The following is an 18,034-nucleotide window of genomic DNA, read 5'->3' on the forward strand; positions in this document are numbered from 1 at the left end:
GTTCTGCAAGGACAACAACCATGAGCCATCCGACCGTGCTGGTCACGGGTTCGTCCCGCGGCATCGGCCGCGCCATTGCCCTGCGGCTGGCCCGCGACGGCTATGACGTGGTGGTGCACTGCCGCGCGCGCCGCGACGAGGCCGACTCGGTCGCCGATGCCGTGCGCGCGTGTGGGCGCAAGTCGCGCGTGCTGTGCTTCGACGTGGCCCGCCGCGAGGACGCCGCCAGCGCGCTGCTGACCGATATCGCCGCGCATGGCTGCTACTACGGCGTGGTCTGCAACGCGGGGCTGGCGCGCGACGCCGCCTTCCCGGCCATGACCGGCAACGAATGGGACGAGGTGGTGCACACCAACCTCGATGCCTTCTACAACGTGCTCAACCCGGTGGTGATGCCGATGGTGCAGCGCCGCCAGCCGGGCCGCATCGTCACGCTGTCGTCGGTATCGGGGCTGGTGGGCAACCGCGGCCAGGCCAACTACAGCGCGGCCAAGGCCGGCATCATCGGCGCCACCAAGGCGCTGGCGATCGAGCTGGCCAAGCGCGCGATCACGGTCAACTGCGTCGCGCCGGGACTGATCGACACCGACATGGTCGCGCCGCACGTGCGCGACGAAGCGCTGCGCCTGATCCCGGCGCGGCGCATGGGCACGCCGGACGAAGTCGCCGCCACCGTGGCCTTCCTGCTGTCGCCGGACGCGGGCTATATCACGCGCCAGGTGATCTCGGTCAACGGCGGGATGTTCGGATGAAATGCGTCGCCACGGCCGGAGCCGGCGTCATCCGGGACCCCGGCTTGTTGCGGATGGCGCCATGAACGGAGTCAGCATTTTTTTCCTGCAGGCGATGCTGGTGGTCGCGCTGCCTTATCTGCTCTGGCGTGGCGCCGGCCTGCGCGCGATGTTTCCGCTGGTCGGCGTGCAGGTGCTGGCCGGCATCGTGCTGGGCCCGTCGGTGTTCGGCGCGCTGGCGCCGCACGGCTGGACCGCGCTGTTCGGGCCCGAGCGCCTGCCGATGCTGTCCGGCCTGCAATGGCTGGCCGTGACGCTGTTCTGTTTCCTGACCGGATTGCACTTGCGCGAAGGCGGCGTGCCGCCGCAGTGGCGCGCGACCGTGCAGATCTCGCTGGGCAGCATTGCGGCGCCGTTGGCGCTCGGGGCCGCGGCGGGCTGGTGGATGGTGGGCGCCGGCTGGCCGGTCGCCGGCGAGCTGGCCAGCCCGGCGTGGTTCGCCGGCGCGATGGGCATCTGCACCGCGGTCACGGCGCTGCCGGTGCTGGGCGCGCTGCTGCGCGAGATGCGCCTGACCGGCACGCACCTGGGCCAGCTGGCGCTGCGCTGCGCCGCCGTCAACGATGCCTGGGTGTGGCTGTTCCTGACGCTGGTGCTGTTGCAGCACGGCGGCCACGGCGGCGCCGGCGCCGTCACCGTGGCGCTGCGCGCGGCGGCCTACCTGGCGTTCATGTTGCTGGCGGTGCGTCCCACGCTGGCCTGGCTGCTGCGCCGGCGCGCGCCGGAAACCGAGCTGCTGCTGGCGATAGCGCTGTGCCTGGTGCTGGTCTCGGCCTTCCTCGGCGAACTGGCGGGGCTGCATCACGTGATGGGTGGCTTTGTCGCCGGGCTGGCATGGCCGGCTAGCGCGGCGCAGCGCGTGCGCCAGCAGCTGGAACCGGTCACGGTGGTGGTGCTGCTGCCGTTCTTCTTCCTCGCCGCGGGGCTGCGCACCGAGATCTCGCTGGACCATCCGATGACGCTGTGGATCGCGGCGCTGTCGCTGGTGGTCGCGGTCGCGGGCAAGATGGCCGGCGTGGCGCTGCCGGCGCGCCGCGCCGGCATGGGCTGGCGCGATGCGCTGGCACTGGGCACGCTGCTGCAGACCAAGGGCCTGGTCGAGGTGGTGGTGCTGACCGTGCTGCTGGACGCGCGCATCATCAGCACCGCGGCGTTTTCCGGCCTGCTGCTGATGGCGCTGGCCAGCACCTTGCTGGCGCGGCCGTTGACGATGCTGGTAGCGCGGCAGCGCCTGCCCTGACATCCGCCCTCCCCCCGGATCCTTACACCGGGGTAAATCCCGGCAGGCCCGCTATCGCCCGCGCCAGGAACTCCAGCAGCACGCGTACCGGTGCCGGCTGGTAGCGCCGCGTCGGGCAGACCAGGAACGCTTCCTGCGCCGGGCCGTGCCAGCGCGGCAGCACCCGCTGCAGCGCGCCGCTGTCGAGCAGGTCCTGCACCAGCCACGCCGGCGTCATGCCAAAGCCGGCGCCGGCAAGGAAACTCTCGCGCATCGCCAGCGAGTTGTTGACGCGGTAACGGCATGGCGCGCTCACCAGCGCCTGCCCGCCGGGGCCGTCGAGCACGATCTCTTCGCCCGCGGCGAGCCAGGTAAAGCGCAGGATCCGATGGCGCGCCAGGTCCGCCGGCTGCCTGATCTTCGGATGCCGCGCCAGGTAGTCCGGCGCCGCCACCAGCAGGCGCTGCGACACCGCGATCCGGCGCGCCACCACATGCGGCGGCAGCGTGGCGCCGAGGCGCACCGCCACGTCGACCCCGGCTTCGACCAGGTCGACGAAGCGGTCGTCGAACAGCAGTTCCACCTCGACTTCCGGATAGCGCTGCTGGAACGCCAGCACCAGCGCATTGAGGCGCAGCACGCCGAAGCTGGCGGGCGCGCCCACGCGCACGCGGCCCGCCGGCTGGCCGGTTGCGCCGCGCGCGTCGCTGACCGCCTCGCCGTATTCGTCCAGCACGCGCCGCGCGCGCTCGTAGAAGCGCCGCCCGGCCTCGGTCGGCGCCAGGCTGGTGGTGCTGCGCGCCAGCAGACGCACGCCCAGCTCGCGCTCCAGCGCGGCCACGGTCTTGCTGACGGTCGGCTGCGTCGACTGCTGCTCGCGCGCCACCGCCGACAGGCTGCCGAGTTCCACCGCGCGCACGAAGACCTGCATTGCCCGGATGGTGTCCATGCCGCTCCTGGTTTTCTTCATTCCGGATTGGAATGAGCAATATGCCATTTTGCCCGCTACCTGGCATGAGGGGAATGGCCTAACGTGGGCCCCATGCCGGCAACGTTGCCCGTCCACCCGACAGGACCTATCCATGTTTTCCGATCTTCGTTTCCTGCGCCGCGCCGCGGCAGCGACCCTTGCCGCCGCCGTCGCCAGCAGCGCGGCGCTCGCCAGCCCCCTGCAAGAGCGGGCCTGGCTGACCAGCTGGATGGCCAGCCAGCAGCCGGTGTGGCAAGCGCACGCCCTGCCGCTGCCCACCGGCGTGCCGGCGGAGATGGCGGACCAGACCGTGCGCCAGGTGGTGCGGCTGAGCGCAGGCGGGGAGCGGCTGCGCGTGGTGCTGTCAAACCCCTATGGCCGGCAACCGCTCGTGGTCGGCGCGGCGCAACTCGCACCCCATGCCGGCGGCGGCCGCATCGAACTCGCCGGCAGCCGCGCCGTAACCTTCGGCGGCCGTCCGACCGTGACCATCCCGGCGGGCCAGTCGGTGGCAAGCGACGCGATCGCGCTCGCTACCCCTGCGCTGGGTGAACTCGCGCTCAGCCTTTACCTGCCGCAGCGCACCGCGCTCGAATCGTTCCACTGGGATGGCCGCCAGAGCGCATGGCTGGCAGCCGGCAACGCGACCGCGCAAGCCATGCTGGCTGCGCCACAGGTATTCAGCGCGCGCATCGTGGTGAGCGAGGTGCAGGTCGAAGCCCCGGCGGGCGCGGCTGCGGTGGTCGCGCTCGGCGATTCGATCACCGAAGGCAACGGCTCCACCCCCGACACCAACCGGCGCTGGCCGGACCTGCTGGCGCAGCGGCTGGCCGCCGACGGAGTGGCCGTGCTCAACGCCGGCATCTCCGGCGGCCGGCTGCTGCGCGACGGCATGGGCGCGTCCGCGCTGGCGCGGCTGGACCGCGACGTGCTGAGCCAGGCGCATGTCCGCACGGTGATCGCGGCCATCGGCATCAACGATATCGCCTGGCCAGGCTCGACCTTCGCGCCGCACGACGCCGTGCCGCGGGCCGACGAACTGATCGCGGGCTACCGGCGCCTGATCGCCCGTGCGCATGCACGCGGCGTGCGCGTGATCGGCGCCACCATCACGCCGTTTGCCGGCGCGTTGCGCGACACGCCGATCCGCGGCTATGACAGCCCGGGCAAGGAAGCCGTGCGGCTGGCGGTCAACGACTGGATCCGCCATGGCGGCGCATTCGATGCGGTGGTGGACTTCGACGCCGCGGTGCGCGATCCGGCGCGGCCGCAGGCGTTGCTGCCGGCCTTCGACAGCGGCGACCACCTGCATCCCGGCGATGCCGGCTATCGCGCCATGGCGGCGCAGTTCGACCTGGCCCTGCCCGCGCTCGCCGGTCAGTCGCGCTCGGGCGCGCCCGGCGGGAACAGCGGACGATAGGGCCGCGCCTCGTCCACCGCGCGCGCAAACGACGGCCGCGCCAGCAGCCGCTCGCGATACGCGCGCACGTTGCCGCATGACTGCGGAATCGGCTGCACCCAGTCCGCATAGAACAGCGACGGCGCGGCGGCGCAGTCCGCCAGCGTGAAGGCATCGCCCGCGGCCCATTGCCGGGCCGCCAGCTCGGTCTCGAGCCACGCATAGGCCGAGTCCAGCAGCTGGCGGTATTCGGCCACGCCATGCGGATCGCGGTTCGCCGCGGGGCGCAGGTAATCGGCCACGATGCGCTGCATCGGCGTCATCACGTACTGGTCGAAGAAGCGGTCGAGCAGGCGCACCTTCAGCGCGCCATCGGCCGACTCGGGCAGCCAGCGCACCGGGCCGCGGTGATGCTGGTCCAGGTATTCGACGATGATGCTGGACTCGAACACCGAACGGCCGTCATCGACCAGCAGCGGCATGCGCCGCAGCGGCCAGCGCTTGCCGAGTTCGTCCATGTGCTGCGCGTGGTCGGGCGACAGCATGCGCAAGTCGAAGGGAATCGCGTTCTCGTACAACGCCACGAGGACCTTCTGGCAATAGGACGAAAACGGGTGCGCGTACAGCTCCATCGTGATCTCCAGTGATGTGGGCGTATGCCCCGGGGAGCTTCAGTGCGCGGCTAGCCCTGCGCGGCGAAGCAATCGGTCGCGGCAAGCAGCTGGTCCATGATGCCCGGCTCGGTCCACGCATGGCCGGCGCCTTCGATCAGGTGGAACTGCGCCTGCGGCCACGCCTGGTGCAGCGCGTAGGCATAGCGCACCGGACACGGCATGTCATAGCGGCCGTGCACGATCACGCCGGGGATGCTGGCCAGCTTGTGCGCATCGCGCAGCAGCTGGCCATCTTCCAGCCAGCAGCGGTGCGTGAAATAGTGGTTTTCCAGCCGGGCGAAGGCCAGCGCGAAGTGCCCGTCGTCATGCCTGGCGCTGTTCCCTGCATCTGGCAGCAAGGTAATGGTCTCGCCTTCCCACACGCTCCAGGCGCGTGCCGCCTCTACCTGCTTGTCGGGGTCGGGGCCGGTCAGCAGCTTGCGGTAGGCCGCCATCATGTTGCCGCGCTCGGCCACGGGCACCGGCGCCTGGAAACGCGCCCACTTGTCGGGGAACATCTCGGACACGCCGTACTGGTAGTACCAGTCCAGCTCCGCCTGCGACACCGTATAAATGCCGCGCAGCACCAGCTCGCTCACGCGCTGCGGGTGCTGCTGCGCATAGGCCAGCGCCAGCGTCGAGCCCCACGAGCCGCCGAACACCAGCCAGCGCTCCACCCCCGCCAACATGCGCAGCCGCTCGATATCGTCGACCAGGTGCCAGGTGGTGTTAGCCTCCAGCCCCGCATGCGGGGTCGAGCGTCCGCAGCCGCGCTGGTCGAACAGCAGCACGTCATAGCGCGCCGGATCGAACAGCCGCCGGTGGTCCGGCGAGATGCCGCCGCCAGGCCCGCCATGCAGGAACACCGCGGGCTTGGCGCCGGGCGTGCCCACGCGCTCGTAGTAGACGACATGCCCGTCGCCGACATCAATCGTGCCGGTTTCGTAGGGCTCGATTTCGGGGTAGAGGGTGCGCAGGGCGGGCATGGGTGGGTCTCCGACAGTCGAGGCCACAGTGTACGCCGCAGGCATGGCATGGCGTGGCGCACGCAATCCGCCGCTAGACGCGGTCGGGCAAACGATGGGGTGGTGGCGGCAAACCGATCCCAATGGCATCGCCCGGCCGCACCACGCCGCCCGCGATCACGACACTCATGACGCCTGCCTTGCGGACCAGCGTGCCGTCGGAGGTCCGGCTGAATACCTGCGCCAGAAGACCGGGTCGAAACGCCCGATCTGGCCACACGGGTTGCGCAGGCCGGTCAGCTCGACCACGGCGTTGGAGCCGAGCCGCAACCGCGTGCCAACGGGCACCTAGATCACGCCTTACTCTGCAAATGCCCCTCTCACCCAATCCCGCAGCAACCGCGTGGCCGGACGGTCCGCCGCTCGCTCGCTGTAGACCAGGTCATAGCGGAAGCTCTCCAGCGCCAGGTCAAAGGGCTGCACCAGCGCGCCCGAGGCCAGTTCTTCCGCCACCAGCGTCAGGCTGAGCAGGCCCACGCCCTGTCCGGCGATGGTGGCCTGCACCGCGTGGATCTCGTCGGTAAAGCGCAGGCCAGCCTGCGCATCGGCCACCTCGACGCCGGCCCGCGCCAGCCAGTGGCGCCATACCGGCGCGCGCGCTTCGTCGCGCGCGGCGGCGCCCCATTCGAAGTGGACCAGCGTGGCGTGCTTCAGGTCCTGCATGGTGGCCAGTTTCAGGGTGGGGCTGCAGACCGGCGCAAAGCGGTCGCGGAACAAGGGTTCGACCACCAGCCCCGGATAGCTGCCGCCGCCGTAGCGGATCGCCGCGTCCGCGTCGCGGTCCAGGTCGACGATCTGGTCCGAGGCATCCAGGCGCAAGGTCCAGTCGGGATGCGCGGCGCGGAACTGGCCGGCGAGCGGCGCCAGCCGCCTGGCCATGAATGCCACCGTCGACGTCAGCGAGGCCACGTGCGGGCGGCCGCTGGGCCGCACCACCTGCACCGCGCGCTCGATGCCGTCGAGGCCATCCCGCACCGCTGGAAATAGCAGCTGCCCGGCCGCCGTCAGCCGCACCCTGCGGGTCTGGCGCTCGAACAGCCTCACGCCCAGGCTCTCTTCCAGCGCGCGGATCTGGTGGCTGATGGCCGTCGGCGTAACGTGCAGTTCGTCGGCGGCAAGCTTGAAGCTGGCGCGGCGGGCGGCGGCTTCGAAGGCGCGCAGGGCGCCCAGCGGCGGCAGGTTGCGCAAGGTGGCTCCCATGAGTGAGTTTGGCTCATGCATCGGCTGAGAAGCGACCATTTGTCACCCTCGACTCCGGCTCCGATACTTGGCATGTCGGCTGGACGGCAACAACCACCAGCAGATGTCGAGATGAATTTTACTAAATCATTAGCGGAGTCAGCGATGCCCCTGGAACAAGTCCACACCCAACCCGATCCCTATGCTCCCTACCTGCTGTCCCAGGCCATCCGGGCCGGCGGCCTGCTGTTCGTTTCCGGCCAGGCCGGGGTCGGCGACGACGGCGCCATCGTCGGCCGCGGCGACTTCGACGCGCAGGCCGAGCAGGCCTTCCGCAACCTCCGGCGCGCGCTGCAGGCGGGCGGCTCGGGGCTGGACCGGGTGGCCAAGGTGACGATCTTCCTGACCTCGATGGAACACTTCCCGAAAATCGTCGCGCTGCGGCGCAAGTGGTTTCCGCACCCTATCCGGCCGATACCATCGTCGAGGTCTCGGCCCTGTATGCGCCGGACGCGATGATCGAGATCGAAGCCATCGCGCTGACCACGGAGGGCGCGCAATGACCACGCCCGCCGCGCCTTCGCTGTTCGATACCCCGGCGCTGAACGGCGTGCCGCTGCGCAACCGCCTGGTGGTGGCGCCGATGACGCGCATCAGCGCCACCGACGCCGGCGTTCCCACCGCGGCCATGTGCCGCTACTACGGGGGCTTTGCCCGCGGCGGCTTTGGCCTGATCGTCAGCGAGGGCATCTATACCGACCGCGCCTATGCGCAGGGCTATGCCGGCCAGCCGGGACTGACCGACGCGCAGCAGGCGCAGGGCTGGCGCGGGATCGTGGACGCGGTCCACCATGCCGGCGGGCGCATGATCGCGCAGCTGATGCATGCGGGGGCGCTGTCGCAGGCCAACCGCTTCCGCGACGATACCGCCGGGCCCTCGGCGGTGCAGCCCAGGGGCCGGAAGCTGACGTTGTATGGCGGCACCGGCGCATACCGGATGCCGCGCGCGATGGACCAGGCAGAGATCCTGCAGGCCGTCGACGGCTTTGCGCAAGCGGCGCGGCTGGCGCGCGACGCCGGCTTCGACGGCGTGGAGATCCACGGCGCCAACGGCTACCTGCTCGACCAGTTTCTCAACAACCATACCAACTTGCGCCAGGATGGCTGGGGCGGCGCCATCGCGCAGCGCATGCGCCTGCTGCTGGAGACGATCCGCGCGGTGCGCGCCGCGGCGGGGAACGATGTCATCGTCGGCGTGCGCATCTCGCAGGCCAAGGTCAATGACTTCACCTACCAGTGGCCCGAAGGCGCGGATGGCGCTGCCACGCTGTTTGGCGCGATTGCGGCGAGCGGCGTCGACTACCTCCATGTGACCGAGCATGAAGCCTGGCAGCCCGCCTTCGCCGACGGCGCTGCGTCGCTGGTGCAGCACGCCCGGCGCGCGGCGCCGGGGCTGGCCATCGTCGCCAACGGCAGCCTCGCCGAACCGGAGCGCGCGGCCGCCATGCTGGCGCAGGGTGCGACCCTGGTCGCGCTCGGACGCGGCGCGCTGGCGAATCCGGACTGGCCGGCGCGGGTGCGCGCGGGACGACCGGTGCGGCGGTTCGATGCCGCGGTGCTGGCGCCGCTGGCCGGCATCAAGGACGCGGAACTGGCGCTGCGCGAAGCTCCGGCGGCGTGGGCGGGCTGATGCCTTGCCGCCCTACCGCCCGGCGCGGTCCCTGCGCCAGTTGGCCGGCGCGGTGCCGAACTGCCCCGAGAACCAGCGCGTAAAGGCGCTGGCCGAGCCATAGCCCAGCAGCTGCGACACGCGCAGCAGCGAATAGCGCGGATTCTCGACATAGCGTCGCGCCAGTTCGCGCCGCACGTCGTTGAGGATGCCGGTGAAGTTCTCGCCCGCGTCGTCGAGCTGGCGCTGCATGGTGCGCAGGCTCAGCCCCAGGCCTTCGGCCACCGCTTCGCAGGTGGCGCGGCCCATCGGCAGCATCAGGTAGATGGCGGCGCGCACTTCATGGCCGATCGATTGCGGGCTGGCGCGCGGCAGCGTGTCGATGAACTGCTGCGCATAGCGCGCCATCACCGGATCCGCGCCCGGGTTGGGGGCGTCGAGGTCGGCGGCGCGGCAGATGATGCCATTGCAGTCCGCATTGAACTCCAGCGGGCAGGCGAACAGCCGGCGATGCACGCGCAGGTCGTCCGGCGCCGCATGCGTGAAGCTGACCCCGATCGGCTGCCAGCGCGGCCCCAGCAGCAGCGCGCACATGCGGAACACGACGCCGATGGCCAGCTCGGTGGCCTGCCGCGAGGGCGCGTCGCTCAGCACCTCCTGCCGGATCACCACGGCGCTGCCGGCATCCTCCAGCAACAGCGCCACCGAGTCGTTGACCAGGTGCCGATAGCGGATGGTGGTGGCAAGCGCGGCGCGCAGCGTCGGCTGCTGGCTGATCAGCAGGCTCATCACGCCAAAGTCCGACAGCTGGCGCGACTCCGCCATGCGCAGCCCGAACGTGATGCAGTCCGAGGCCTGCGCCGCGGCTTCCAGCAGCGCCACGCAGGCGCCGAGCGGCACCCGCTGGTCGGGATCGTCGAGCCAGGCGCGGCGCAACCGCGCCTGGCGCAGCAGCGGCTGCGTCTCCAGGCCGAGGTCGCGCGCTACCTCCAGGAAGTTGGTCAGTGCGGCGGCACGTATGAGCGTTTCCAAACCGTTCTTGCCTTGCGATGCGTTGCGATGTCCTGCGCCGTGGCGGCGACATGCCTGCCCGCCGCAGCAGGATCATAGGCCTCCTGGCATGAAATGCAAAGTCATCGGTGGCCAATGCAAAGCCGGCGCGGGCCACGAAGCCTACAGTGGCAGGCATGGCAGGACACCCTGCACCCATGCAACCCTGGAGACCACAATCATGGCAAATGTCGTCCGCATGTATGAGACCGGCGGCCCCGAAGTGCTGCGCTACGAACACATGGAGGTCGGCGACCCCGGCCCGGGCCAGGTCCGCATCCGCCATGTCGCGGTGGGCCTGAACTACGCCGACACCTATTTCCGCAATGGCACCTACCCGGTGCCGCTGCCCAGTGGCATCGGCGTCGAAGCCGCCGGCGTGGTGGTGTCGGTGGGGGCGGGCGTGACCAATGTGGCGCCGGGCGACCGCGTCACCTACACCGGCTTCGTCAACACGCTGGGCGCGTACAGCAGCGAACGCCTGGTGCCGGCGGCGCCGCTGATCCGCCTGCCCGACAGCATCGCCTTCGAAACCGCCGCGGCGATGACCATGCGCGGGCTGACCTCGGCCTACCTGATGCGCCGCATCTATCCGTTCAACGCGGGCGACACCATCCTGCTGCACGCGGCGGCGGGCGGCGTCGGGCTGATCGTGTCGCAGTGGGCTAAGCTGCTGGGCCTGACCGTGATCGGCACGGTCTCGACCGAGGCCAAGGCCGAGGTGGCGCGTGCGCATGGCTGCGACCACATCATCTATTACACCCGCGAGGACGTGGCCAAACGCGTGCGCGAGCTGACCGATGGCGTGGGCGTGTCGGTGGTGTTCGACAGCGTCGGCAAGAGCACCTTCATGGGTTCGCTGGACTCGCTCAAGCGGCGCGGCACCATGGTCTGCGTGGGCACCGCGTCGGGCCCGGTGCCGCCGTTCGACCCGGCACTGCTGGCCATGAAGGGCTCGCTGTTCCTGACCCGGCCCGCGCTGGCCGACTACATTGCCGATCCCGCCGAGAAGCAGGCGCTGGCCGACGAGGTGTTCGGCCATGTCGCCGCGGGCCGCATCCATATCGGCATCAACCAGCGCTATGCGCTGGAAGACGCGGTCCAGGCGCACCAGGACCTGGAAGCGCGCCGCACTACCGGATCATCGATCTTCGTCATCTGAAAACAAGGAAGAGGAGACAACACATGCAAGCGGAACCCCTCACCTGCACCATCGGCGCCGAACTGACCGGCGTCAGCCTGGCCGATGCGTCGCGCGACCCCGGCCTGTTCGCTGAAATCAAGGCGCTGCTGCTGCAGCACAAGGTCCTGTTCCTGCGCGACCAGGACATCACCCGCGCCGAACACGTTGCCTTTGCCCGCCGGTTCGGCGAACTGGAAGACCACCCCGTGGTGGGCAGCGATCCGGAACACCCGGGCCTGGTGCAGATCTACAAGTCGCCCGACAGCAAGGTCGAGCACTACGAGAATTCCTTTCATTGCGATGCCACCTGGCGCCAGGCGCCGCCGATGGGCTGCGTGCTGCGCTGCGTGGAAACGCCGGCGGTGGGCGGCGACACCATCTGGGTCAACATGGGCGAAGCCTACCGGCGCCTGCCGCAGGACATCAAGGACCGCATCGAGGGCTTGCGCGCCAAGCACAGCATTGAACATACCTTCGGCGCCAACATGGCGCCGGAGAAGCGCGCGGCCCTGGCGGCGCAGTTCCCGATGGTCGAGCATCCCGTGGTGCGCACCCATCCGGAAACCGGCGAGAAGATCCTGTTCGTCAATGCCTTCACCTCGCACTTCGCCAACTACCACCGCGGCGACGTGGTGCGCTTCGGCAAGGACTTCATGCCCGGCGCCGGCGACCTGCTCCACTACCTGTGCGCTCAGGCCGAGATCCCGGAATACCAGGTGCGCTGGCGCTGGAAGAAGCACAGCGTGGCGATCTGGGACAACCGCTGCACGCAGCATTACGCGGTGCAGGACTATGCACCCACGGTGCGCAAGATGGAGCGTGCCGGCATCATCGGCGACGTGCCGTTCTGACGGACGCAGGCAGGCACTGCAGCGACCCTGTTGCAGTGCCTGCAGAGCCGGCGGCAAGCAGGACAAAAGGGGCAGCCTCTTCCGAGGCTGCCCCTTTTTTGTGGTTTTTCGAAGAATTCCAGGGCTGGATTGGCACTGTCCGTATCCTGTGGCCGTGGAGTATTCAAGGCTGAACCTTGGTAGGGGATGTTGGTAGGGCTGGGGTACCGAGGTTGCCTTGTTTGTCGTGCTTGGCTGGCGTGGCTGTTTCGCCGGCGCGCTCTTTGCCTACTGTCCGGAGCGACAGAAAGTAGGCAAAGAGCGCGTCGCCCAAGCGGCTGGCTAAGGCGGCGTTGATGGCTCCGGCGGTGGTGACTTGCGCTCAGGCGGTTTGGGGGCTCCAGTCTGCTGACGCTACCTGGAGGTGCTTGGCGTTCGGGGTCGGATGGACGAACCCGACTGTAGGTCGGTGGCAACCTGCTTATCACGTTATTGGTGGGACGCCTTCGGCTGCGCTGCGCGCGCTCCCGATCGCAGGTCTACTGCTCTGGCACCGAGTGCGTCGCTGCGCTAGCACGGCCTTGTCGCGGGCGAGCCCAACAGCCTCTCTCCGCCCGCATGTTTTTTCCCCTCTCCCGCGTGCGGGAGAGGGGCGGGTGAGGGTCGGCGCATCCACGAAGTCAACCGCATCAATCCCTGCGCATCCCCATCATCCCCGGGAATTTGGCGATGAACCTCTTTTTGTCGCCGGTACGGACTCAGGGCTGGATATTGAACGCCTTGACGATGCCGGCATTGCGCTCGAACTCCGCGCGCACGGACTCGCTCAACTGCGGCAACGGCTGCGCCGGCAGCGGCTCATAGCCGAGCGCCTCCATCCGGTCGCGCACCTTGGCCGAAGCCGCGGCCTTGTAGGCCGCCGCGTGGATCTTCTCGGCCAGTTCGGGCGACAGCCTGGACGACGCAATCACGCCCACCCAGTTGCTGAACTCCATGTCGGGGTAGCCCATTTCGGCGAAGGTCGGCACCTGCGGCAGCAGCGGCGAGCGGCTCTTCGACGCCACCGCATAGACCTGCACCTTGCCGGCGCGGATCATTGGCAGCGAGGTCACCATGCCGTCGTACATCACCGCGATCTGGTTGCCCATCACCTGCGCCAGCGCCGGCGCCGAGCCGGCGAAGGGCACATGCTGCAGGTCCAGCCCGGCCTTCTGGTTCATGATCATGCCGGCGTAGTGCGAGGCGGTGCCGGCGCTGTACGAGGCAAAGCTGAGCTTGCCCGGATTGGCGCGCGCGTAGCCGACCAGGCTCTTCAGGTCCTTGGCCGGCAGGCCGGGCGCGCCGATCATCACCATGCGCGAACGCGCCACGGCGGCGATGGGGCGGACATCCTTGAGCGGGTCGAACGCCGGCTTGAGCACATGCGGCACTTCGGTCAGCACATTGCTGGCGGTGACCATGATGGTCTGGCCATCGGCCGGCGCCGCCAGCATGGTGGTGATGGCAATGCCGCCGCCGGCGCCGGGCTTGTTGTCAACCACCACGGGGTGGCCAAGGTCCGCTGACAGCTGGTCCGCCAGCAGGCGGGCGAGTACGTCCATGGTGCCGCCGGCCGGGGCGGGCACCAGCATCCGGACCGGCTTGCTGGTCCAGGCCATGGCAGAGGGAGCGGCCAGCGCCAGGCTGGCCGCCGCGGCGGCAATGCGCAGCAGGAAGGCAGGGTGGATGGGCATGTTGTCTCCGTTATGTAGTATGGATCTTGATTGCCCGGCGTGCTGGCACCGCCGCCAGGACTTGCGCGCGTTCCGCCTCGCTCATCCGCGCCCAGCGCCCGATTTCCAGCCGGGTCCTGGCGCAACCCTGGCAATAGCGGTTGGCAAGATCCATTCGGCAAATGTTGATGCAGGGATTGGCGAGGGCGTCGGGGTGATGCATCGCGGACTCCTATGGTGCCTGGCACAGGGCCGGCTGGTGCGCCGGCCCCGCGGCCAGCCGTCAGGCCGCCGCGCGCAGCGGCAGGTTCTTCTGCCCCGACTTGCGGTTGGGGGCCATGCCATTGGCTTGCAGCGTGGCGTCGGCGCTGTCGTACCAGGTGCCGATGCGGTAGATCTCGCGGGCCTCCTTGCCCGAGGCGATCTCGCGGCCCAGTTCCTTCGCCACGCGCACGCACTGCTCGATCTGCTGCACCGAGGTCATGCGGTTGCCGTGCTGGTCGATGATGGTGTCCTCGATGCCGCAGCGCGGATGCAGGCCCATCGCCATCGCCATCATGTTGAACGGCAGCACATTCTTCAGCAGCGACTCGGCGGTCAGCGTGCAGCCGTCCGGGGCGCGGTGCACGAAGTTGAAGAAGTTGAACGGGTTGGGGCCGTCAAAGCCGCCGCCGATGCCGATCCAGGTCAGGTTCAGCGGACCGGTGTAGACGCCGGCGCGGACCAGCCGCTCCAGCGTTTCCAGCGCGTGCATGCCGGTCAGCTGGAAATGCGGCTGGATGCCCGCGGCCTGCAGCCGGCGCAGGTGCTCTTCGACCCAGCCCGGGCCGGCCGGCACGGTCATCTCGCGGTAGGCGGCCTGGTAGGCCGGGTGCTCCAGCGAAGTCCCCTTCAGGTACTCCGGATAGAGCAGCTCCATGATGTTCATCTGCGTGGTGTTGATCGCCACGGTCACCTGGTCCGGCTTCGGCTCCAGCTCGGCCAGCATATGGCGGGTGTCGTCCGACAGCCACTTGGCCTCCTGGCCGTCATCCTCCGGCGCGAACGAGATCGAGCCGCCGACCTGGATGATCATGTCCGGCACCGCGGCGCGCACGCCGGCGATCAGTTCGTTGAACTTGGACAGGCGCTTGGAGCCCTTGCCGTCGAGTTCGCGCACGTGCAGGTGCAGCACGGTGGCACCGGCGTTGTAGCAATCCACCGCCTTCTGCACCTGCTCTTCCATGGTCACCGGAATGTCTTCCGGGAAGTCCTGCGGCATCCACTCGGGGCCATACGGGGCCACGGTGATCACCACCTTGTCCATGTTCTCGGGGTGCAGGGAATCGTCGAGGAATTGCATAAATCGCTCCGGTTGGTTGGTGACTGGAGTATCGGTCAACGGACCGCGGCGATTTGACGATCCGGGACAACCGATTTACATTTCGGGACACTCAGGGAAAGCCCGGAAGCCGCTGTCATGTCCTACTACCTGCGCAGTGCCAGCCTGACCAACTACGTCGAAGTCGCGCGTGCGCTGGGGCTGGATCCGTACCAGCAACTCCGGGCCGCCAGGATCAACCGCTCGGTGCTGCTGGACCCCGACATCCGCATCCCGGCGGCAGCGGTGGGCCGCCTGCTGGATGCGTCGGCGCGCGCCGCCGGAGCCGATGATTTCGGCCTGCGGATGGCCGAGCTGCGCGAGTTCTCCAACCTGGGTCCGCTGGCCTTCGTGGTGCGCGAGGAACCGACGCTGCGCCGCGCGCTGGAGTCGATGGTGCGCTACATGGGCCTGCAGAATGAATCGCTGTCGATGCGCGTCGAGGACAGCGATGACCTGGTGATGATCCGGCTGCACGTCCTCAGCGAAGCGCCGGGCACGTTGCGCCAGGCGACCGACCTGGCGGTGGGCGTGATGTTTCGCATGCTGAAGCTGTTCCTGGGACCGTCGTGGCGGCCGCGCAGCATCTGCTTCACGCATCCGGCGCCGGCCAGCACCGCGACCTTCGCGCGCGTATTCGGCATGGCCGGGTCGTTCAACCAGGATTTCGACGGCATCGTCTGCCAGGCCGCGGACCTGGAAGCACCGTTGCCGTCGTATGACCCGGTGATGGCGCAGCAGGTGAAGCAATATCTCGGCACGCTGCTGGCGCAGTCGACCGCGGCCACCATGCCGGACATGGTGCGCAAGCTGGTCTACGCGCTGCTGCCAACCGGGCTGTGCTCGGTGGAGCGCGTGGCCCAGCATCTCAGTGTCGACCGCCGCACCGTACACCGGCGCCTCGGGCAGGCGCAGACCACCTACTCCGAGATCCTGGCCGAGGCCCGTGCCGACCTCGTCATCCGCTACCTGGAAAACCGCGAGCGGCCACTGTCGGAAGTGGCCGCGCTGCTGGGATTTTCGTCGCTGAGCGCGTTCTCGCGCTGGTTCAGCGGGCGTTTCGGGGGCAGCGTGTCGGCTTGGCGGGGGCAGGTGGGGGATAGTTGATTCGGCTTGTCGCTACGCGGTAGCGTAGCGACAAGCCCACTGTAGTTCCCTCAGAACTTATGCCGCATCCCCAACGCCACCCCAACCATGCTGCGTTGCCCGTTGGCCGCGGCATAGCTGTTGCCCAGCGACAGGCTGTTGGCATAGACGGTAGCCAGCGATTCCAGCATCAGGCCGGCGTTGCGCGCGTAGGCGGTCGACAGGTACACGTCGGTGCGCCGCGAGAACGCATAGTTGGCGACAAAGGCGATCTGCCACGGGTTGGCCACCTGCGTATCGCCGAACAGGCTCCTGACATTGTCGTAGTTGTACTCGAGCGTCAGACCCACGGCCGGGGTGACCTGATAGTTGGCGCCGATCCAGTAATAGTCGTCGCGCTGGATCACCACGTCAGCGGCGTTCTTGTTCTGGCCCCAGCGATAGCCGCCCATGATCTTGGCCGGGCCAAAGGTGTAGCTGGCGCCCACCACGGCCTTGCGCACGGTGCCGCTGCTGGTGCCGATGGTCGGGTTCCACTGGTCATAGCCGACGGTGGCGCCGAACGGTCCCGCGGCATACGCGAGCGAGGCGCCATAGGCGGTGTCGCGGCGGAACTGTCCGGGCACTTCGCCATTGCCCCCGATCGGCGTGGCAACGCCGACGGTCTGCGGCAGCGCGAGCCCGACGCCGAACGACCAGTGCGCACGCGCCGTCAGCGGGCCGAACTGGCCGGTGTACTTGACGGTGTTGTCCTCGCGGAAATTGGCGCCCGCCTGCAGCACCACCGGTTCGTATTGCGTGGCATAGGCAGTGGGCGAGAAATTCGCCAGCGCTTCGAAGATCGACGTGTACTGCCGGCCCAGGCTGAACTGGCCGATGCCGGCGCGCTGCACGGCGATAAACGCCTGGCGGCCAAAGAGGCGACCGCTTTGCTGCAGCGTGCCACTGTCCAGGCTGAAGCCGCTTTCCAGCACGAACGATGCCTGCCATCCGGCACCCAGGTCCTCCATGCCGCGCAGACCCCAGCGCGAACCGGACAGCCCGCCCGACGCCATGCGGAACACCTTGTCGCCCGGCCCCGGGTTGAAGCCGTTCGCGGCAACCGGCACGGCGCCGACGCGGTTCACGTATTCGACGTTGACGTCGGCCACGCCATACAGCGTGACGGACGATTGCGCGGCGGCCGCCAGCGGGCACCCCAGCATCAGGGCCATGACGGTGTTTCTGCTGTTCATCTATCTCCTCCTTGGTTGCCCGGCCTTGGCGGCCGGTTTCTCTTGTTGTGGCGCGGATGCGGCGAGCTCACGCCTGCTGCGCGACCAGTATGTCCAGCTCGGCCAGCAAGGCATGGGCGCGCGGCCAGGGACCGTAGCCGGCGGCGGGGTTGAGGTGGCCGACATTGCCCAGCTCGACCAGCCGGCTGCCCCAGGCGGCGGCCATCTCGGTGACGCGCGCATGGCTGGCCAGCGGATCGTTGCGGCTGGCCGCCACCAGGCTCGGGAACGGCAACGGCGCCAGCGGCGTCGGCAGCCAGCCGGCCTGCGCCAGCGCTTGCTGCGTCGGATAACCGTCCGGCAGCGGCTGGGTGAAGTCCGGCGGCGTCACCAGCAGCGCGCCGCGGATGGGGCGGCGGTGCTGCGCCGCCCAGTGCACGGTGATCATCACGCCGGCGCTGTGCGCGACCAGCACCACCGGACCGTCGATGTCCGCCAGCGCGGCATCGAGCGCGGCGACACGGGCGGCGCGGCTGAGCTTGTCGTGCTCCAGCGGCGGCACGCAGCGGGCGTCATGTCCCTGTGCGAGCAGTTCGGCTTGCAGCAGGGTCTGCCAGTGCTCGGCGACGTGGTCGCGCAGGCCCGGCACCATCAGGACAGTGTGTGTGGATGTAGCAGTCATGGTCGGATCGGA

17 protein-coding genes and 2 pseudogenes are annotated in these 18,034 nt (G+C 69.1%); 8 read left to right on the top strand and 11 right to left on the bottom strand.

Annotated elements, in window-relative coordinates; all coding sequences use genetic code 11:
* The first annotated feature begins 20 nt into the window (after nucleotides 1-20).
* Entirely contained in the window at nucleotides 21-752 is a 732-nt protein-coding gene (gene fabG / locus CBM2586_RS28860; protein ID WP_115665932.1) for a 3-oxoacyl-ACP reductase FabG, read from the top strand.
* 61 nt (nucleotides 753-813) lie between these two features.
* Nucleotides 814-2,031, top strand: coding sequence for a cation:proton antiporter (locus CBM2586_RS28865; RefSeq protein ID WP_115691270.1), 1,218 nt, complete (start codon nucleotides 814-816; stop codon nucleotides 2,029-2,031).
* Between the two features lie 22 nt (nucleotides 2,032-2,053).
* Here the strand turns inward: CBM2586_RS28865 and CBM2586_RS28870 are convergent, their stop codons facing one another.
* Entirely contained in the window at nucleotides 2,054-2,959 is a 906-nt protein-coding gene (locus tag CBM2586_RS28870) for a LysR family transcriptional regulator (protein ID WP_115665930.1), read from the bottom strand.
* 133 nt (nucleotides 2,960-3,092) lie between these two features.
* On the opposite strand from CBM2586_RS28870, the gene CBM2586_RS28875 reads away from it, so the two are divergent.
* Nucleotides 3,093-4,400, top strand: a complete 1,308-nt coding sequence (locus CBM2586_RS28875; protein WP_115691272.1) for an SGNH/GDSL hydrolase family protein — start codon at nucleotides 3,093-3,095, stop codon at nucleotides 4,398-4,400.
* On the opposite strand, the gene CBM2586_RS28880 is transcribed toward CBM2586_RS28875, so the two are convergent.
* The 4 genes and pseudogenes from CBM2586_RS28880 to CBM2586_RS28890 form a co-directional block, all read right to left on the bottom strand.
* Nucleotides 4,358-5,011, bottom strand: coding sequence for a glutathione S-transferase family protein (locus CBM2586_RS28880; RefSeq protein ID WP_115691274.1), 654 nt, complete (start codon nucleotides 5,009-5,011; stop codon nucleotides 4,358-4,360). The genes CBM2586_RS28875 and CBM2586_RS28880 overlap by 43 nt on opposite strands.
* A 50-nt stretch (nucleotides 5,012-5,061) precedes the next feature.
* A complete protein-coding gene (gene pip, locus CBM2586_RS28885; RefSeq protein ID WP_115691276.1) occupies nucleotides 5,062-6,018 on the bottom strand; it encodes a prolyl aminopeptidase in 957 nt (318 codons plus the stop codon).
* Between the two features lie 73 nt (nucleotides 6,019-6,091).
* Nucleotides 6,092-6,345: pseudogene (locus CBM2586_RS32255) on the bottom strand (MOSC domain-containing protein); the annotation flags it as partial.
* Nucleotides 6,346-6,357: 12 nt separating this feature from the next.
* Complete coding sequence (locus tag CBM2586_RS28890) at nucleotides 6,358-7,257, bottom strand: LysR substrate-binding domain-containing protein (protein WP_231942663.1); 900 nt, start codon at nucleotides 7,255-7,257, stop codon at nucleotides 6,358-6,360.
* Nucleotides 7,258-7,401: 144 nt separating this feature from the next.
* On the opposite strand from CBM2586_RS28890, the pseudogene CBM2586_RS28895 reads away from it, so the two are divergent.
* A pseudogene (locus CBM2586_RS28895) lies at nucleotides 7,402-7,799 on the top strand (RidA family protein).
* Nucleotides 7,796-8,926 carry a tRNA-dihydrouridine synthase gene (locus CBM2586_RS28900; protein WP_115691278.1) on the top strand — a complete coding sequence of 377 codons (1,131 nt, stop codon included), beginning with the start codon at nucleotides 7,796-7,798 and terminating at the stop codon, nucleotides 8,924-8,926. Before CBM2586_RS28895 ends, CBM2586_RS28900 begins: the two are co-directional and overlap by 4 nt.
* A gap of 12 nt (nucleotides 8,927-8,938) precedes the next feature.
* Here the strand turns inward: CBM2586_RS28900 and CBM2586_RS28905 are convergent, their stop codons facing one another.
* A complete protein-coding gene (locus CBM2586_RS28905; protein WP_115665924.1) occupies nucleotides 8,939-9,937 on the bottom strand; it encodes an AraC family transcriptional regulator in 999 nt (332 codons plus the stop codon).
* A 199-nt stretch (nucleotides 9,938-10,136) separates the two neighbouring features.
* On the opposite strand from CBM2586_RS28905, the gene CBM2586_RS28910 reads away from it, so the two are divergent.
* A complete protein-coding gene (locus CBM2586_RS28910) occupies nucleotides 10,137-11,117 on the top strand; it encodes a quinone oxidoreductase family protein (RefSeq protein ID WP_115665923.1) in 981 nt (326 codons plus the stop codon).
* Between the two features lie 23 nt (nucleotides 11,118-11,140).
* The gene (locus CBM2586_RS28915) at nucleotides 11,141-11,989 is read left to right on the top strand and encodes a TauD/TfdA dioxygenase family protein (protein ID WP_115665922.1); all 849 of its coding nucleotides are present in this window, start codon (nucleotides 11,141-11,143) and stop codon (nucleotides 11,987-11,989) included.
* 737 nt (nucleotides 11,990-12,726) lie between these two features.
* On the opposite strand, the gene CBM2586_RS28920 is transcribed toward CBM2586_RS28915, so the two are convergent.
* Genes CBM2586_RS28920 through CBM2586_RS28930 form a run of 3 tightly spaced genes read right to left on the bottom strand, consistent with a single transcriptional unit; the run spans nucleotide 12,727 to nucleotide 15,022 of the window.
* Complete coding sequence (locus CBM2586_RS28920) at nucleotides 12,727-13,701, bottom strand: tripartite tricarboxylate transporter substrate binding protein (RefSeq protein ID WP_115665921.1); 975 nt, start codon at nucleotides 13,699-13,701, stop codon at nucleotides 12,727-12,729.
* Nucleotides 13,702-13,711: 10 nt separating this feature from the next.
* Complete coding sequence (locus CBM2586_RS28925; protein WP_115665920.1) at nucleotides 13,712-13,903, bottom strand: DUF1289 domain-containing protein; 192 nt, start codon at nucleotides 13,901-13,903, stop codon at nucleotides 13,712-13,714.
* Between the two features lie 60 nt (nucleotides 13,904-13,963).
* Nucleotides 13,964-15,022, bottom strand: coding sequence for a 3-keto-5-aminohexanoate cleavage protein (locus CBM2586_RS28930; protein WP_115691280.1), 1,059 nt, complete (start codon nucleotides 15,020-15,022; stop codon nucleotides 13,964-13,966).
* 117 nt (nucleotides 15,023-15,139) lie between these two features.
* Between CBM2586_RS28930 and CBM2586_RS28935 the strand changes: the two genes are divergently transcribed.
* Nucleotides 15,140-16,147, top strand: a complete 1,008-nt coding sequence (locus CBM2586_RS28935) for an AraC family transcriptional regulator (RefSeq protein ID WP_115691282.1) — start codon at nucleotides 15,140-15,142, stop codon at nucleotides 16,145-16,147.
* A gap of 50 nt (nucleotides 16,148-16,197) precedes the next feature.
* Here CBM2586_RS28935 and CBM2586_RS28940 read toward each other — a convergent pair whose 3' ends face one another.
* The gene (locus CBM2586_RS28940) at nucleotides 16,198-17,361 is read right to left on the bottom strand and encodes a porin (RefSeq protein ID WP_115665917.1); all 1,164 of its coding nucleotides are present in this window, start codon (nucleotides 17,359-17,361) and stop codon (nucleotides 16,198-16,200) included.
* Between the two features lie 67 nt (nucleotides 17,362-17,428).
* Nucleotides 17,429-18,022, bottom strand: a complete 594-nt coding sequence (locus CBM2586_RS28945; RefSeq protein WP_115691284.1) for an RBBP9/YdeN family alpha/beta hydrolase — start codon at nucleotides 18,020-18,022, stop codon at nucleotides 17,429-17,431.
* Nucleotides 18,023-18,034 lie beyond the last annotated feature (12 nt).

Source organism: Cupriavidus taiwanensis (assembly GCF_900250115.1).
Classification (GTDB): Bacteria; Pseudomonadota; Gammaproteobacteria; order Burkholderiales; family Burkholderiaceae; genus Cupriavidus; species Cupriavidus taiwanensis_B.

Bases quoted from the DNA above. Each gene is read 5' to 3' on its own strand.
- CBM2586_RS28900 (WP_115691278.1), top strand. From the start codon at position 7,796: ATGACCACGCCCGCCGCGCCTTCGCTGTTCGATACCCCGGCGCTGAAC.
- CBM2586_RS28940 (WP_115665917.1), bottom strand. From the start codon at position 17,361: ATGAACAGCAGAAACACCGTCATGGCCCTGATGCTGGGGTGCCCGCTG.
- pip (WP_115691276.1), bottom strand. From the start codon at position 6,018: ATGCCCGCCCTGCGCACCCTCTACCCCGAAATCGAGCCCTACGAAACC.
- CBM2586_RS28865 (WP_115691270.1), top strand. From the start codon at position 814: ATGAACGGAGTCAGCATTTTTTTCCTGCAGGCGATGCTGGTGGTCGCG.
- CBM2586_RS28935 (WP_115691282.1), top strand. From the start codon at position 15,140: ATGTCCTACTACCTGCGCAGTGCCAGCCTGACCAACTACGTCGAAGTC.
- CBM2586_RS28945 (WP_115691284.1), bottom strand. From the start codon at position 18,022: ATGACTGCTACATCCACACACACTGTCCTGATGGTGCCGGGCCTGCGC.
- CBM2586_RS28915 (WP_115665922.1), top strand. From the start codon at position 11,141: ATGCAAGCGGAACCCCTCACCTGCACCATCGGCGCCGAACTGACCGGC.
- CBM2586_RS28880 (WP_115691274.1), bottom strand. From the start codon at position 5,011: ATGGAGCTGTACGCGCACCCGTTTTCGTCCTATTGCCAGAAGGTCCTC.
- CBM2586_RS28890 (WP_231942663.1), bottom strand. From the start codon at position 7,257: ATGGGAGCCACCTTGCGCAACCTGCCGCCGCTGGGCGCCCTGCGCGCC.
- CBM2586_RS28930 (WP_115691280.1), bottom strand. From the start codon at position 15,022: ATGCAATTCCTCGACGATTCCCTGCACCCCGAGAACATGGACAAGGTG.
- CBM2586_RS28910 (WP_115665923.1), top strand. From the start codon at position 10,137: ATGGCAAATGTCGTCCGCATGTATGAGACCGGCGGCCCCGAAGTGCTG.
- fabG (WP_115665932.1), top strand. From the start codon at position 21: ATGAGCCATCCGACCGTGCTGGTCACGGGTTCGTCCCGCGGCATCGGC.
- CBM2586_RS28920 (WP_115665921.1), bottom strand. From the start codon at position 13,701: ATGCCCATCCACCCTGCCTTCCTGCTGCGCATTGCCGCCGCGGCGGCC.
- CBM2586_RS28925 (WP_115665920.1), bottom strand. From the start codon at position 13,903: ATGCATCACCCCGACGCCCTCGCCAATCCCTGCATCAACATTTGCCGA.
- CBM2586_RS28870 (WP_115665930.1), bottom strand. From the start codon at position 2,959: ATGGACACCATCCGGGCAATGCAGGTCTTCGTGCGCGCGGTGGAACTC.
- CBM2586_RS28875 (WP_115691272.1), top strand. From the start codon at position 3,093: ATGTTTTCCGATCTTCGTTTCCTGCGCCGCGCCGCGGCAGCGACCCTT.